The sequence below is a fragment of the Synechococcus sp. UW140 genome, assembly GCF_900474295.1.
In the GTDB taxonomy this organism is placed as follows: Bacteria; Cyanobacteriota; Cyanobacteriia; order PCC-6307; family Cyanobiaceae; genus Synechococcus_C.
On the sequence record NZ_UCOB01000003.1, the window covers coordinates 63,747 to 77,365 of the forward strand.

Below are 13,619 nucleotides of genomic sequence, written 5' to 3' on the forward strand. Positions count from 1 at the left end.
ATCTCGCTTTTAGGTCACTTTTGAGCGATAGCGCCGACTGATTGATCACAGGCTTGTTGGCTCAGCAACCCTTCCAGGATGCCTGGAACCATCGGCCTGCCGCTGCGGATGCTGCTGGCCCACCAGTCATGGATCCTTGCCACAGGTGCCACCCTTCCATCGCTCCAAGTGGTAGCGAAAGCGAGGTCATCATCTGGAGAGAGAGGGCGCAGAGGCTCACCGCTTTTGGCATGCCAAAGGCCGAAACCATGGACATAATCCTTTTGATTGTCACTGCCGAGCCTGAGGGTCCCTTCGGATCCGTACACCTCAATCCAGCAGCCGCGTCCGTTTCGAGCCACCGACGAAAGGCACATCTGGGCAGGAACGGCCATGTCGTTGCGTCCCTGCCACTGCAGCGTGGTCTGAATCAAAGACACATCTTCAGCATCAACGATGGCCATGCCGCCCTTTGGATGGGGACGTTCCTTGATTGAGACGCCATTGAGCGCCTGCACCGCTCCGACCGGACCGATCAACCAGGCGAGCATGTCGAAGGCATGACTTCCCAGAGCCCCAATTACCCCTCCTCCAGAAGCGCCCTGTGAATACCAGTTCCATGCCCGTGACGCATCAGCTCTGCTACTCATCAGCCAGTCCAGTTTCACCAGCCAGGGGGTGCCAATGGCACCGGATTTCAGCAACCGGGCCGCTTGCATGAACAGGGGGACGGCCCGGTACTCGAAATCAACGGCGACGCTGAGCCCCTTGGCCATCGCAAGGCGCTGGAGCTCTTCGGCCTGCTCAGCATGCAGGGCGACTGGTTTCTCTAGAAGCAAATGCTTGCCTGCTTCGAGAGCGCTCTTAGCTAGCTCAAACCGTGGTGCCGGGGGGGTGGCAATGATCACTGCATCCACGCCAGGCTGAGCGAGAAGGGCTGCCCAATCGGATGTGCCTTTTAAGCCATGGCGTGAGCAGGCTTGATCCAGCCTCTCCTGGCGCGGGTGCCATAGGGCCACCGGGCTGAGATCGGGATTGACCTGCATGGCAGGCAGATGCACAGCTTCTCCAAACCCCAGTCCGGCAATGGCAACGCCGATGGGTGACTGCTTGGAGGATGGGGATTGCATGAATTAGGCCAGATCAGCTCGGCAGACGGCATCAATCACGCGTTCGATCAAGCCGTCGCCGCCAGCAGGTTCCCATTGCGCACGCCACCGCGGCAAGCCGTTGACCTGTTTGTCGCGGAAGATGTTCTGATCGCAGTCGATCTGCATGACATAGAGCTTCCCCAGTGTTGGGGTGTCTGCATCGGTTTGGGGTGTGTAGCGGCTGAGCACGCTGAGGAATCCATCGCGATCGCGGCGAACACTGCCGCGATCCCACCATTGGCGTCCTTCTGGTGTGGGCTCCACTTCCTGCCAATCCACCGGAGCTGCGCTTGCGGACTGCACGCCTTGATGCAAAACGATCGGTATCAGAATCAGGGCAGACAGAAGCAGTGAGCAGAGCCGCCGAGACCAATCTGATGGCCTGATCAACCCACCACCTCGACAGGACGACTTCCATGCAGCCGCAGCAAGCTGGCCAGGGTGGTTTTCAGCTGTGTGCGGGGCACGATCGTGTCCACGAATCCGTGTTCTTGGAGGTATTCAGCTGTTTGAAAATTGTCTGGCAGTTTTTCGCGCAGTGTTTGCTCAATCACTCTGCGGCCTGCGAAACCGATCAGAGCTTTGGGCTCAGCCAGGATTAGATCTCCCAGCATCGCGAAGCTTGCCGTCACTCCACCGGTGGTGGGGTGAGTGAGCAGTGGCATGTAAAGCAGGCCTTGTTCGCGGTGCCGCTCCAGGGCCCCTGAGATTTTGGCCATCTGCATCAGGCTGAGCATGCCTTCCTGCATGCGGGCGCCACCTGAGGCACACACAATCAGCAATGGGACTCTCTCGTCGGTAGCTCGTTCGACCAGTCGCGTGATGCGTTCTCCAACGACGGACCCCATGGACCCGCCCATAAAGCGGAAATCCATCACCGCCAAGGCCATCGGCAGGTTGTCCACCCTGCACATCCCTGTGATCACTGCATCCCGAAGCCCTGTTTTGGCTTGGGTTTCCCGAAGTCGATCGGCATAGGCACGACGATCCTTGAAGCCCAGAGGGTCGGTTGGCTCCAGCTCCCCATTAATGGCAATGAAGCTTCCCGCATCGGCAATCAGGGCGATCCGCTCTGTGCTGTCAATCCGGTTGTGATAACCACAATGACTACAAACGCTGGCATTCGCGATCAGGTCTTTGCGGTAGACCACTTGTGAGCATTCCGGGCATTTGCTCCAGAGCCCATCGCCTTCGTCCTGTTCCTGGGTCACCTTTCCCACGTACTGATCTTTGCGGCGATCAGCAAACCAGTCGAACAGGCTCATTGGTTCTGGCTCCTAAGTCTTGGGCTGGTTTCCAAGTGATCGCAGTGGGGATGGGTGGTTGGTCCGACCTGGAATGGCTCCACTGATGGGACCTGGCGCTGATCAGCACGAATGGTGTGCACCGCAAGCTTAAGAGAGACCCCTCTGCGCGAATGATTCACGTGCCAGAACGTTCTTCTTTTGTTTATGCAACTGGTCTGAAGCCAGGTGATTTCTTGATGCCTCGGTCGCCCCAGTTGAGTTGGATATCAGGTTTATCTTGAGGGGAATTGTCTGCTTTTATGACTGCAAGATGTATGCATTGGCCCAGTCTGTGATCCCTATTGATCGAAAGTGTTTGGCTAATGGTTGTTTGATTTTTCAAAAATGATCGCTTGCCAGCTGATCCTTCTCCCCAGTGCTTGTTGCTGCGCCCTAGATTGGAACGACTGAGCACTGATCACTAAGCATCTGTTTCCAATTGCATCCCTCGATGGGGGCGGTTCTCTTGTTTTTCGGTCTAGACGGATTTCTGAAAACCAAAGTCATGACCGTTCATCATTCTATTCGGACTTGAGCAGATATGTATGATCCCCGACAATCTCTGTTAGAGCACAATGCTGGCGATTGGCAGGGATGTTTTGTGCGATTCAATGGCTCCTTTGTGGAGCAGGAACGCTTTGAAACGTCTCTCGGGCTTCGTGAATCACAGGGCCAGATCCAGGTGTGCTTGACGCATGTTTCAAGTGGCCAAGAACACTCCATGCACTTCAGGACTCTTCCTGACCAGATGCAGGTGAGTGAAACCGGTAACTGGTCACTTGGGCCAAGCTTCCTCACCCTTTCTCACTGCGCCATTGAGCTCTGTGTTGTCAACCAACAGCAGCGTCGACGCCTCATTGTTCAGCAAGGCATGAATGGCCTTGATCGCGTTGTGTATGTGGTTGAGGTGAAGGGTGAAGCTGGACAGGCCGAACCGTCAACACCTAGGCGGCCATTGGTCATGAACTCAACGCAATGCGGTGGGTATGAATTGTGGCAACCGGAACCAGGCGTCGAGTTGCTGTTTAATGCAAGGGATCGAGAGGAAGTTGAACAGACGGTTTGGGGCCTTCGTTGGAGGGATTGCCGCGGTGAAACGCATCAGATTGTGCGTCGTTATAGCCGTCAACGGTTATTGGAACCTCTCTCTCCACAATGGATCTAATTGATCAAGCTAAGAGAATTGAAACTGTCAGTGTGCTGATTGCAATGTTGTCAATTGGTTAGGCCTCAGTGGCCAAGCAGCATCAGCCACTGATGCCACCACCATGGATCACCTTTAAGCCACACCAACCAGATCCCCGTTGCAATGAAGGGTCCGAATGGAAAGGGCTCGCGTGCACCAAGACGCCCGCTTAAGCGGGCGATGGACCCGATCACTGCTCCACCAAAAATGGCCAGCATGATGCTGACCAGAATGCCGCTGAGTCCAAGCCAAGCTCCTCCCATCGCCGCGAGCTTTGCGTCGCCAAGGCCAAGAGCGGGCTGGCCCAGAATCTTTTCTCCAATCGCACTGAGTCCTTCAAGAGCTAAGAGGGCTGCGCTTGCTGCTAGCAGGTGATCAAGCAGCAGGCTGCCTCCGCCTTGATCGGTCACCGATGCCGCCACTGCGGTCGCGATCAGGCCAGAGATCACTCCGGCGCGACACAAGGGTTCAGGCAGCCAGAGATGATCGAGATCGATCAGGGTGAGGATGATCAGCAGAGTCACCAGCACCACCCCTCCTAGGACCGTGATCAGCCAAGGGAGGGGGACATCGAAACCGACTGCACTGATGGTGGTCATCCACAGGCTTGCTGTGAGCAGTTCAATCAGCGGATAGCGGATGGGAATGCTCCATCCGCAGTCGCGGCATCGACCCGCCAGAAACAGCCAACCCAGTACAGGGATGTTGTCGTGCCATCGCACAGCATGGCCGCAGCTCGGGCAATGACTGCCTGGCCAAATCACTGATTCCCGTCGTGGCAGACGCCAGGCCACCACATTGAGAAAACTACCGATGCAGGCCCCAGTGAGCAGGAGCAGTAAGGCGTTGGCGTTCATCCTCGCGTCAGTCCTCGCCGAGAGCTTTTGCCTCGGAGAAGCTGCGTCGAGACGAAGTCTTCATCCGGAAGCAAGGTTGGCATATCGAACACCACGCGGCCCTCACCACTGCGTGAGCAGAGAACTACACCCGTGGGTTCGGCGGAGCGTCCTGCATCACTGAGGTAACGGAAATAGATCGAGCGTGCATTGGCGATCAACTGCCGACTGTTCACGCGATCCCATCGCGGCGAGGGGGTTGCGTTCACCGTCGCCCCGGCGATCACAAACGATGGGGAAGAAAACGAAATGGGTCCACCTGATTGCTCAGATGAACCCACGATAGGTGTTTTCAGGAGGTTTGAATCAGGCCAGCTTCTGCTTTTCCTCGATCATCCGATGAATGATCGGAGTGAGGATCAATTCCATCGCAAAGCCCATCTTGCCGCCGTTCACCACGATGCTTGTTGGGCTCGACATGAAGGAGTCGTGAATCATGCTCAGCAGATAGCTGAAGTCAATTCCCCACTTCTCTCTGGCTCCCTTTCTGAAGTGAATGATCACGAAGCTCTCGTCAGGAGTCGGGATGTTCCTACAGATAAAGGGATTTGAGGTGTCTACGGTCGGCACCCGCTGGAAGTTGATGTCGGTACGGCTGAACTGAGGACAGATGTGATTGATGTAATCAGGCATCCGGCGAAGGATCGTGTCGACGATCGCTTCAGCGGAGTAACCACGCTCCGCATTGTCGCGATGGATTTTTTGAATCCACTCGAGGTTGGTGATTGGCACCACACCCACCAGCAGATCGGCAAGGCTGGAGACGTCATAGCCCTCACCCTTCACGCCACCGTGGAGGCCCTCATAGAACAGCACATCGGTGCCGCCAGGTATGGCTTCCCAGGGTGTGAATTGGCCAGGTTCCAGATTCACGCCAAGACGAGCATTGTGCTCGGTGGCTTCTTCTGGGCTGTGCAGGTAGTAGCGCTTTTGTCCACCACCGGTTTCGCCGTAGACACGGAACAGCTCTTCGAGCTTGTCAAAGAGGTTCGCTTCTGGGCCGAAGTGTGAGAAGTTCTCGCCTTTGGCCAGGGCATCAGCCATGGCCGTCTTCATTGGCATCCGCTCAAAGCGGTGGTAGCTGTCGCCTTCAACGACCGCAGGAGTGATGTTCTCGCGGGCGAAAATGTGCTCGAAAGCCCTTTTAACGGTGCTGGTTCCGGCACCGGACGAACCTGTAACGGCGACAACGGGGTGGCGCTTCGACATCGATGCAGGAGGACTGGGCCCCGAGAGTTTGGCAGGTCATCGGGCCTTTGCGCTCGAAGCGTGGCCGGCATCTGCAATGGTCGTTACCGATCCAGAGCCTTCAGGAGCTCGGAGCCCATGGCTTGACAGCCCACGGCCGTGCAACCATCAGCCATTAGATCACCGGTACGGAAGCCGCTGGCGAGCACCTGGTCGACAGCCTGTTCCAAATCAGCGGCGGCCTCCGCTTCCTTCAGGCCGATCCGCAGCATCATCGCCGCCGAGAGCACCATCGCCATTGGGTTGGCCTTGTCTTGGCCAGCGATGTCAGGGGCGGATCCATGCACAGGTTCGAACAGTCCTGGCCCCTCAGCTCCAAGCGAAGCGGAAGGCAGCATGCCAATGGAGCCCGTGAGCATGGCCGCTTCATCACTGAGAATGTCGCCAAAAAGATTGCCGGTGAGAAGCACATCAAATTGACGCGGTGCGCGCACCAGCTGCATGGCGGCATTGTCCACATACATGTGAGACACGGACACGTTGGAGTAATCAGGGGCCATGGCGTCAACGCGATCGCGCCACAGTTGGCTCACATCGAGCACGTTGGCCTTGTCGACGGAGCAGAGTTCTCCCCGGCGTTCTTTGGCTAGATCAAAGGCCACCTTGGCAATGCGATCCACTTCGGAGCTGGAGTAGGTCATGGTGTTGAAGCCGCGTTCCTCGCCATCGGCTTCGACTCGCCCTTTGGGCTGGCCGAAATAGATCCCTCCGGTGAGTTCACGCACCACCATCAGATCCACTCCTTCGATCACCTCAGGCCTGAGGCTGCTCGCATCGATCAGGGCCGGAACGATCTTCACCGGTCGAAGGTTGGCGAACAGTTTCATGCCTGCGCGAAGGCCTAGAAGGCCTGTCTCTGGTCGCTTGTTGCGTGGCAAGTTGTCGAATCGCGGACTCCCGATCGCGGCCAACAGCACCGCATCTGAGGAGCGGCAGGCTGCAAGTGTTGATTCAGGCAGTGGGTCGCCGGTGGCATCGATAGCAGCGCCGCCGATGGGTTGATGGTCAAAGCTGAGTTTGAATCCGTGGCGCTGGCTAACCGCTTCCAGCAGGTTTTGCGCCACCGAGGTGATTTCAGGTCCGATCCCATCACCGGGCAGCAGAACGACGCGATGCTGACGCATGGAATCTCAGGAGCAGCAGGGGCAGGCTGTGAGGTTACTGAGGGGGTTGGGTTGCGCCCTTCAGAAGAGTGATTTCCTTTTTTAATTCCCGAAGCTGCTTGGTGAGTTCGGGAAGTTTGGAGAAAGCCGCGGAGCATCGCAGCCAGAGGCGGTTGGAGATGGCTGGATATCCACTCACCACTTCACCTGCAGCGACTTCGCCATGAATCCCGCTCTTGGAGCTTGCAATTGCGCGGTCTCCAATCTGGGCACGGTTGGCGACCCCCACTTGCCCCGCCAGGATCACGCCGTGACCTAGTCGTGCGCCGCCGGCAATGCCGACCTGGGAGGCCAGGGCACATCCCTTGCCAGTTTGAACGCCATGGCCGATCTGGACCAGATTGTCGATTTTGGTGCCTGCTCCGATGCGGGTTTCGCCGACGGAGGGTCGATCAATGGTGCTACCGCAGCCAACCTCAACCTGTTCCTCCAGCACAACAAGGCCTGTCTGCGGCATCTTGCGCCAACCAACGGCGGTGGGCACAAAGCCAAAGCCCTCAGAGCCAACCACAGCCGTGGAGTGCACCACACAGCGTCGATGCAGTCGCGTGCCCGGGTGCAGAACGGCATTGGCATGAACCACACAGTGCTCGGCAATGACCACGTCCGGATAGATCACAACCCCTGGGTGCAAAACAGTGTGGGCTCCGATCCTGCTGCCGTCCGCGATGCAGACATGCGGACCGATTGTGACCCCAGCACCAAGTTCGACACGTTCTCCGATCACAGCGCTGGGATGAATACCGGCGATGCTGGGCGGTGAGGGGTGGAGGCTTTCCAGGGTTTCGGCAAAGGCGAGGCGCGGGTCTCTCAGTACGGCCCAGGCGATGCCGCGTTGATCGGCCAGTTGCTTCAGATCCTCTTGGTCTGGAAGCAATACTGCGCCGACACCACTGGTTTCCAGGTCTGTCGCCAGTGCACTGCCTTTCTCGAGGAAACTGATCTGATCAGCACGTGCTTTCTCCAGGGATGCGGCTCCTCTCAATTCGGGGTCTGAGGCGAGTTGATGGGCCTGTAGGCCTGCATCTCCCTGTTGCAGGGCGGCGATCAACTGGCTGAAGCGCATGGGTCAGGTCTCCTGCGGCTGGATCGTAGGCGGGGAGATCATCACAAGTGCATCGCGATGCACCACAACAGGTGATCCGTCCTCGCCGGCCCTGGCTCGGGCGGATCCATCCCGGAGTGCACGATCGAGGGCTTCACTGCTCATTGAACTCAGACCTCTTGCCACTTCCACGCCCTTGGGGTCGAGCATCCGGATCGGTTGATTGGAACCGAACTGGCCCTCAACGGCCTTCACCCCTACGAGCAGCAGTGAAGCCCCGCGATATTGCAGAGCCTGGCAAGCGCCGGCATCCAATAGCAGGCTTCCCAGCGGCTGGAGTGCATGGGCCAACCAGCTCTTCCTGTTGCCGAGCGGTTCCGGGTGGGGATGGAACACCGTGCCTCCACGACCGCCGGCCAACAGTTTTTCGAGAACCAGGGGCTTGCGACCATCGGCGAGGTGAACGCTGATGCCGCTGGCGGTGGCGATCCTTGCGGCTGCCAGCTTGGTCGTCATGCCGCCAGTGCCCCAGCGACCACCGTCACCTGCCCCTTCTTCTAGGGCAGCCAGTTCGGCGGGATCGCGCACGTCCGTGATTGGTTTGGCTGTGGCATCGATACGGGGGTCGGCTGAATAAAGACGATCCACATCGGTGAGCAGGATCAGTTCATCCGCTCCGACCGCAGCGGCGACGAGAGCGGAGAGGGTGTCGTTATCGCCGAAACGGAGTTCTGCAGCGGAGACCGTGTCATTTTCGTTGACGATCGGCAAAACGTTCCAATCGAGTAGTTGATGCAAGGTGGCAGAAGCACTGTGGTAACTGCGTCTGTCTGCCAGATCGGATCGGGTCAGTAACACCTGGGCGACCGCATGGCCATGGCTTGCCATGGCCTGCTCATAGAGCCCCATGAGATGCCCTTGGCCGATGGCTGCCGCCGCCTGGAGGGCCACGACTCGATCAGGTCTCTCGTCGAGGCCCAGTCGTCGACAGCCAAGTCCGACGGCACCGCTGCTGACCAGCAGAACGCGATCACCTCTGGCCAAGCTGGTGGCCAATGCACCTGTGAGGTGCTGGATGACAGCGGCGGTGGTCTGACCGTTCTGACCGCGGAGCAGGCTCGTGCCCACTTTCACCACCCGCAGCGTCATCGGCGTCCGACCCCGAGCAGGCGGACCAAACCGCGTTCAATCCGCTGCACCCGGTCATGGGGGCAGGGCGTTCCATCCGCTTTGAGAGGCTTCACCAGAACGGTGTACAACCCCAAACGATTGCCGGCAAGAACGTCTGTGAACAGGCGATCTCCGACAATGGCTAGTTCGTTTGGTTGCACTTGCAGATCCCTGAGCACCCGGCGCAGAGCAGCACGTCGAGGCTTGGCAGCACCGCTGGTGAAGCTCACCCCTAACTGTTCAGCGACCGCCCCAATCCGTTGTCGGGACGGGTTATTGCTGAAGAGATGAAGGTGCAGATGCTTCTGGGCTGCTGAGGCCCAGCCTTTGACCGCATCCGGAAGACGAACGTCATGGCCTGGCAAAAGCGTCCGATCGACATCGAGCAATAACGAGGTAATCCCCCGATTGAGAAGGTGCTCAAGCGGAAGTTGGACCACTGTTAGGCCTGGATCCCAGTCCGGCTGAAGCCAAAGACGACGCATCACTCCGGCAACTCACGTTCTTCCAGTTCAGCCTCGATCCGAGGCTGAATGCGATCGAAGTCAGCACCTTCTACCAACACAGCTCCGGCCTCATCCATCCGTGCAACGACAAAGAAGGGATCCAGGGGGATATAGAGGCCATACTCCTGCTCCTCTACAAGGAAACTCACTAACAATTCGTAGGTTTCGGCATCATCATCTTCGCCATCGTCGTCCTCAAGGTCTTCAGGTTCTGGTTCGTCAAGTTCGCCACTGACGGTGAGGGTGACGGCAGAACGCACCAGAGTGAGGTCATGTTCCTGCAGCACCACATCCGCCACTGAAAGAATGGGTTCGCTATCGCTGATGGCATCGATTAGTTCAGGGTCGCTGCCGTCTTTGAGGCGGAAGAGGCAAACAGGTGTGTCGACAGGTGTAAGCAGGGCGTAGTCACTGCCGTCAAGGGGGATCAGCTGTTCCAGGAAACAGAGAAGATCTCTTCCTGAGCTGTCTTTCACCAGGACGGTGGGCACTTCTCCGCTATTGCCGGGGCCGCTGGCGGTCATGGAACTGGACGTCGGTATCTTCAGGATCCAGCATCGTCGGTCCCCATGCCATGCCGGGGGGCCGAAGCCTTGACCGGTTCCGGTTCGGGGCCTTCACGTAACCACTGCTCAAGCAGGAGGCTTGCAGCCTCACTATCCAGTCGACCACTCCGATCTCCATGCAGATTGCCTTGCTCAGCGGCGGCCCAGCTGCTGCTGTGCTCATTCACCCAAGCGATGGGCATGCCGAGCGCCTCAGCCAGGCGTCTGCCATAACGTTCGCAATGCTTTGCCTGCTCGGTTGGATGGCCCAGCTGGTCCAGCGGTAGTCCCACGACTAATGCATCGACGCGGCGCTCTGCGCACAGGGGCCTGATCGTCCTGAGGTCTTGGTCGAAAGGACCGCGACGGATGGCCTGCAGCGGACGCACGCTGATCCCGAGTGGATCGCATCCCGCCAAACCGATGCGTCGACGGCCAACATCAAGGCAGAGAACGGACCTAGGAACGGGAGCAGGCAATGCCATATCGCGTGGCTGGCTTCACTCAATCCTGGCGGACGAAGGCGTGGGCAGTGGGGGCCTCTGCGGCTGTAGACGACCCAGCATCGACTCGAGCGGTCGCGTGGCCTGCAACCTGCGAGGAGAGGCCTGACGGCGCCAGAGACTCCGACCGAGAAGAAGACCATTGTCGAGCTGTTGCCAGCCGAGAGCGTTGATGCGCTCCTTCGCGGTGGTGTCTTCGCTGTTGCAGATGAGGGTGGCCTGAGGATGGTCCTTGGCCACGGTCGCCAGCATGGACGCCAGACCCTGATCCAGACGTTCATCCCAGGCTGGTTCGCGAAGCAGTTCGAGTACCAATGCCTCGTCGCAGCGTTGTTGGCGCACGAGCGCGGCGATGGCCACTGAGCCATTGGATCCGCTGGTCTCTACTGAGGGTGAAAGCAGAATGCCTGTGCCTGGCCCCCGCTGATCCAGCAGATCCTCGGGGCGGCGATCCACGATCTGGCGTTGATGGCTGGTCGTGGAGGCTTGATCCAGAGGCCAGACCAGCGATGCGCTCCTCCGATCGATAGCGACCCATCGGCTCATATCGGGCCATGTGGTTTGATCGTGATTTGAGGGGGGTGCTGGTGGCCGCCAGCGGCAGAAAGTGCGGATCGGCTGGAAGCCAAGCTCCCTAAGCACCGCCAACAGAATCGAGTCAGTCTCATTGCAGCGCAGGATCCAGCTGCGGGAACGCGTATGAGCTCCCAGAAGAGCCAGCTTGATCAGTTCCCTGTTGATTTGCCCCTGGCTGTGCTCGGTGGAAGCAGTGAGTTGCTGTAGTTCAAGCCTCCAGCAGCTGCCCTGGCGGTTGTGGGGCCTGATCACCAGAAGCGTGCGGATTTGCTCGTGCTCACTGGCAACCAGGGCAAGCGGTTGCCTGCTGATCAGAACCCCAGGCAGGAGGCTTTCGGCTCTGCTGATCCAGCCACGCAACAAACAGGTTTGAAGTCTTGGCAGAAGAGCGGCCTGATCCGTGGCCTGGAGCCAGGACAGATGGGTCGCTTTCAGTGGCTCAACTCGCAGTGAGCTGCTGGACGACTCCACCACCTCGCATCCTCAGGTCGTGTTCACAATGTATCCCGCGTTTCCTGGTGAGTGCGTCATCCTCCGGCCCTTACAAGCACAAGCGGGGTGCGTTCGTTGGCATTGCCTGCAGGATTCGGACGCAGAGCGCGATGAAGCAGGGCTTCGTCGCATCCATGGCTCGATGCCAGCACCTTCACCCGACCAAGATCATTGACGTCGACAATGGCGACGGCCACGCCGAGGGCATCGGCCGCCTCCTTGCACAACTGTTCCGGATGAGATGGACCGAGAACGATCGTCTGGTCATAAGGCGGTGTTGTTCCGGTGACGTCATCAATCAGTCGGGCCTGGGAGCCGGCTAGGCGATAGAAGCCACCAGGACTACCAAGCAACTTGAGGCCAAAACCAAGAACCCAAGCCAGGAGCACGCGGGTCGGTCCGACCTGGTCGATCAAGGTCTGCAGGCCACAAGCAGTGGCCAAACTGCTTGTGGGGTGGAACGTTCTGCAGAGAAGTCGTGATAACCAGCTCGGCTCAAGTGTGGCTGGGTGGTCATACCGTCCCTGGATCACAGCAACGGGTGTTTCCCCGATCGTGAGCACATCACCGGGTTGAATCAGCCCGCCTGCGTAGGTCCGCATGACCTCAACGGTGTCATCGAGGGGGCCCAGCAGATGGGTTCGTATTGGCAGTACCGAGCAATCATCGCCGCGATTGAACAGTGCCTTTTCAGGGCTGAGCGGGGTGGGTCGTTTCATCGGTACCACCACGCCCTGTCGGCGTTGCAAACGCCCGAAGGGGCCATAGTTCACCCAATGCACCTCGGCCCAAAGGGTGTCGACATCGTCTGCAGCGTTCACACTGCCCCCGGACAGGATGCTGATCTCAACCTTCACACGGGTGCTTTTCCGCCCTTTCACGATGTATGCAGCCCAGTAGCCGTCGTTGCGTGCGGCCTCGTCTGGGTGATGGGGGGTGATTTTGGTTTGAATGCTGAGCGCACCCAGGTCGCATTGCCCCAATAACGTTGACTTCACATCGATCTCAGGAACAAAGACCTCCATGCGTGGGTGGGGGTTATTGATGTCGAGCCACCCCTCCACGAGCAAGTCATTGCCCTGTGGTGAGACCGACCAGTCACGGGGCACGAGTTGAAGTGGAGAGGCTGGTCTCAGTCGATGGCGTGACTCCAGCCAGAGCACGCTCAGACCCAGGAGAAGAAGGATCAGGAGCAGGACTGACATGCGTAAATCGACCGAGGGCCGGAAGGATCAGCCGCGCAGCGTAAGCGCTTTCCGATCAGGCTTCAGCGGGTCTGCACTTCCGTGTTGACCTCGTTGAAACTCAGACTGGTGCTGACCCCTTGCGGAGCAGCGATCCCTGTTGCTTTGCTGATCGCTGCATTGATCGATCCCAGAGGGACTTGACCCTCCTCATCAAGGAGAATTTTGCCGTTGCCGTCGACAACGACCACTTGGGGGATGCGGCCGTGCCAATAGCTGGCAGGGTCGGCAGCACCCATCGTTTCACGTCCCTGAAGTGGATCTGTGGTGAGTGGCATGAGATCCACCGCATTTCCCCAGAGGCGTTGTAATTCAGACACGACTGGGGCGAAGGCTTTGCTCGTGCTGCTGTCGTCGAGATAAAAGATGAGCACACTGGTTCTGCCAGATGCTTGGGACTCGCTCAAGCTTGTGGCTGGTGGCACCAAAGATCCGTTGCCCGCGTAAAGGGCGTAGATGTTGCCGTCGTAGCTATCGCTGTTTAGGCTTGCGATCGCGGGAGTTCCCATCGCTGTGATGGCGATCACAAGGCCCAAGAGCGAAGACAGCAAACGTGCCATGGAGCGTTGCAGGAAAGGAGCATTCTGCCGCCAGCTGCTCCACCCTGCCGACTGCAAAACGATGTGTTG

16 protein-coding genes are annotated in these 13,619 nt (G+C 58.6%); 1 reads left to right on the top strand and 15 read right to left on the bottom strand.

What is annotated here, in order from left to right; translation table 11 throughout:
- Positions 1-14 precede the first annotated feature (14 nt).
- The 3 genes from DXY10_RS00435 to accD form a co-directional block, all read right to left on the bottom strand.
- Positions 15-1,109 (bottom strand): Gfo/Idh/MocA family protein, encoded by a 1,095-nt coding sequence (locus DXY10_RS00435; RefSeq protein WP_115014758.1) that lies wholly within the window; start codon positions 1,107-1,109, stop codon positions 15-17.
- A 3-nt stretch (positions 1,110-1,112) separates the two neighbouring features.
- Positions 1,113-1,433 carry a hypothetical protein gene (locus tag DXY10_RS00440; RefSeq protein WP_371411095.1) on the bottom strand — a complete coding sequence of 107 codons (321 nt, stop codon included), beginning with the start codon at positions 1,431-1,433 and terminating at the stop codon, positions 1,113-1,115.
- A gap of 83 nt (positions 1,434-1,516) precedes the next feature.
- Positions 1,517-2,395: an acetyl-CoA carboxylase, carboxyltransferase subunit beta gene (gene accD / locus DXY10_RS00445; RefSeq protein ID WP_115014761.1), complete on the bottom strand. Its 879-nt coding sequence runs from the start codon at positions 2,393-2,395 to the stop codon at positions 1,517-1,519.
- Positions 2,396-2,957: 562 nt separating this feature from the next.
- Here accD and DXY10_RS00450 point away from each other — a divergent pair.
- On the top strand, positions 2,958-3,581 hold the full coding sequence (locus DXY10_RS00450; protein WP_115014763.1) for a DUF3598 family protein: 624 nt from the start codon (positions 2,958-2,960) through the stop codon (positions 3,579-3,581).
- A gap of 65 nt (positions 3,582-3,646) precedes the next feature.
- Here DXY10_RS00450 and DXY10_RS00455 read toward each other — a convergent pair whose 3' ends face one another.
- The 12 genes from DXY10_RS00455 to DXY10_RS00510 all read right to left on the bottom strand — a co-directional run bounded on the left by DXY10_RS00455 (position 3,647) and on the right by DXY10_RS00510 (position 13,550).
- Entirely contained in the window at positions 3,647-4,459 is an 813-nt protein-coding gene (locus tag DXY10_RS00455; protein ID WP_115014766.1) for an A24 family peptidase, read from the bottom strand.
- Positions 4,456-4,707: a hypothetical protein gene (locus DXY10_RS00460; RefSeq protein ID WP_244281848.1), complete on the bottom strand. Its 252-nt coding sequence runs from the start codon at positions 4,705-4,707 to the stop codon at positions 4,456-4,458. The genes DXY10_RS00455 and DXY10_RS00460 overlap by 4 nt, the downstream gene beginning before the upstream one ends.
- 97 nt (positions 4,708-4,804) lie before the next feature.
- Positions 4,805-5,707 carry a phosphoribulokinase gene (locus DXY10_RS00465; RefSeq protein WP_115014771.1) on the bottom strand — a complete coding sequence of 301 codons (903 nt, stop codon included), beginning with the start codon at positions 5,705-5,707 and terminating at the stop codon, positions 4,805-4,807.
- 83 nt (positions 5,708-5,790) lie between these two features.
- Complete coding sequence (leuB, locus tag DXY10_RS00470) at positions 5,791-6,870, bottom strand: 3-isopropylmalate dehydrogenase (RefSeq protein ID WP_115014774.1); 1,080 nt, start codon at positions 6,868-6,870, stop codon at positions 5,791-5,793.
- A gap of 34 nt (positions 6,871-6,904) precedes the next feature.
- Positions 6,905-7,975 carry a UDP-3-O-(3-hydroxymyristoyl)glucosamine N-acyltransferase gene (gene lpxD, locus DXY10_RS00475; RefSeq protein ID WP_115014776.1) on the bottom strand — a complete coding sequence of 357 codons (1,071 nt, stop codon included), beginning with the start codon at positions 7,973-7,975 and terminating at the stop codon, positions 6,905-6,907.
- A 3-nt stretch (positions 7,976-7,978) separates the two neighbouring features.
- Entirely contained in the window at positions 7,979-9,103 is a 1,125-nt protein-coding gene (proB, locus tag DXY10_RS00480; RefSeq protein ID WP_115014779.1) for a glutamate 5-kinase, read from the bottom strand.
- Positions 9,100-9,609: a YqeG family HAD IIIA-type phosphatase gene (locus DXY10_RS00485; RefSeq protein WP_115014781.1), complete on the bottom strand. Its 510-nt coding sequence runs from the start codon at positions 9,607-9,609 to the stop codon at positions 9,100-9,102. Before DXY10_RS00485 ends, proB begins: the two co-directional genes overlap by 4 nt.
- Positions 9,609-10,154, bottom strand: coding sequence for a DUF3727 domain-containing protein (locus DXY10_RS00490; protein WP_115014784.1), 546 nt, complete (start codon positions 10,152-10,154; stop codon positions 9,609-9,611). Before DXY10_RS00490 ends, DXY10_RS00485 begins: the two co-directional genes overlap by 1 nt.
- 20 nt (positions 10,155-10,174) lie before the next feature.
- Positions 10,175-10,660 carry a Holliday junction resolvase RuvX gene (gene ruvX, locus DXY10_RS00495; RefSeq protein WP_115014786.1) on the bottom strand — a complete coding sequence of 162 codons (486 nt, stop codon included), beginning with the start codon at positions 10,658-10,660 and terminating at the stop codon, positions 10,175-10,177.
- 15 nt (positions 10,661-10,675) lie between these two features.
- The gene (locus DXY10_RS00500) at positions 10,676-11,725 is read right to left on the bottom strand and encodes a hypothetical protein (RefSeq protein ID WP_170955641.1); all 1,050 of its coding nucleotides are present in this window, start codon (positions 11,723-11,725) and stop codon (positions 10,676-10,678) included.
- Between the two features lie 56 nt (positions 11,726-11,781).
- A complete protein-coding gene (locus DXY10_RS00505) occupies positions 11,782-12,951 on the bottom strand; it encodes a F420-0:Gamma-glutamyl ligase (protein ID WP_115014791.1) in 1,170 nt (389 codons plus the stop codon).
- Between the two features lie 62 nt (positions 12,952-13,013).
- A complete protein-coding gene (locus tag DXY10_RS00510) occupies positions 13,014-13,550 on the bottom strand; it encodes a thylakoid membrane photosystem I accumulation factor (protein ID WP_115015305.1) in 537 nt (178 codons plus the stop codon).
- Positions 13,551-13,619 lie beyond the last annotated feature (69 nt).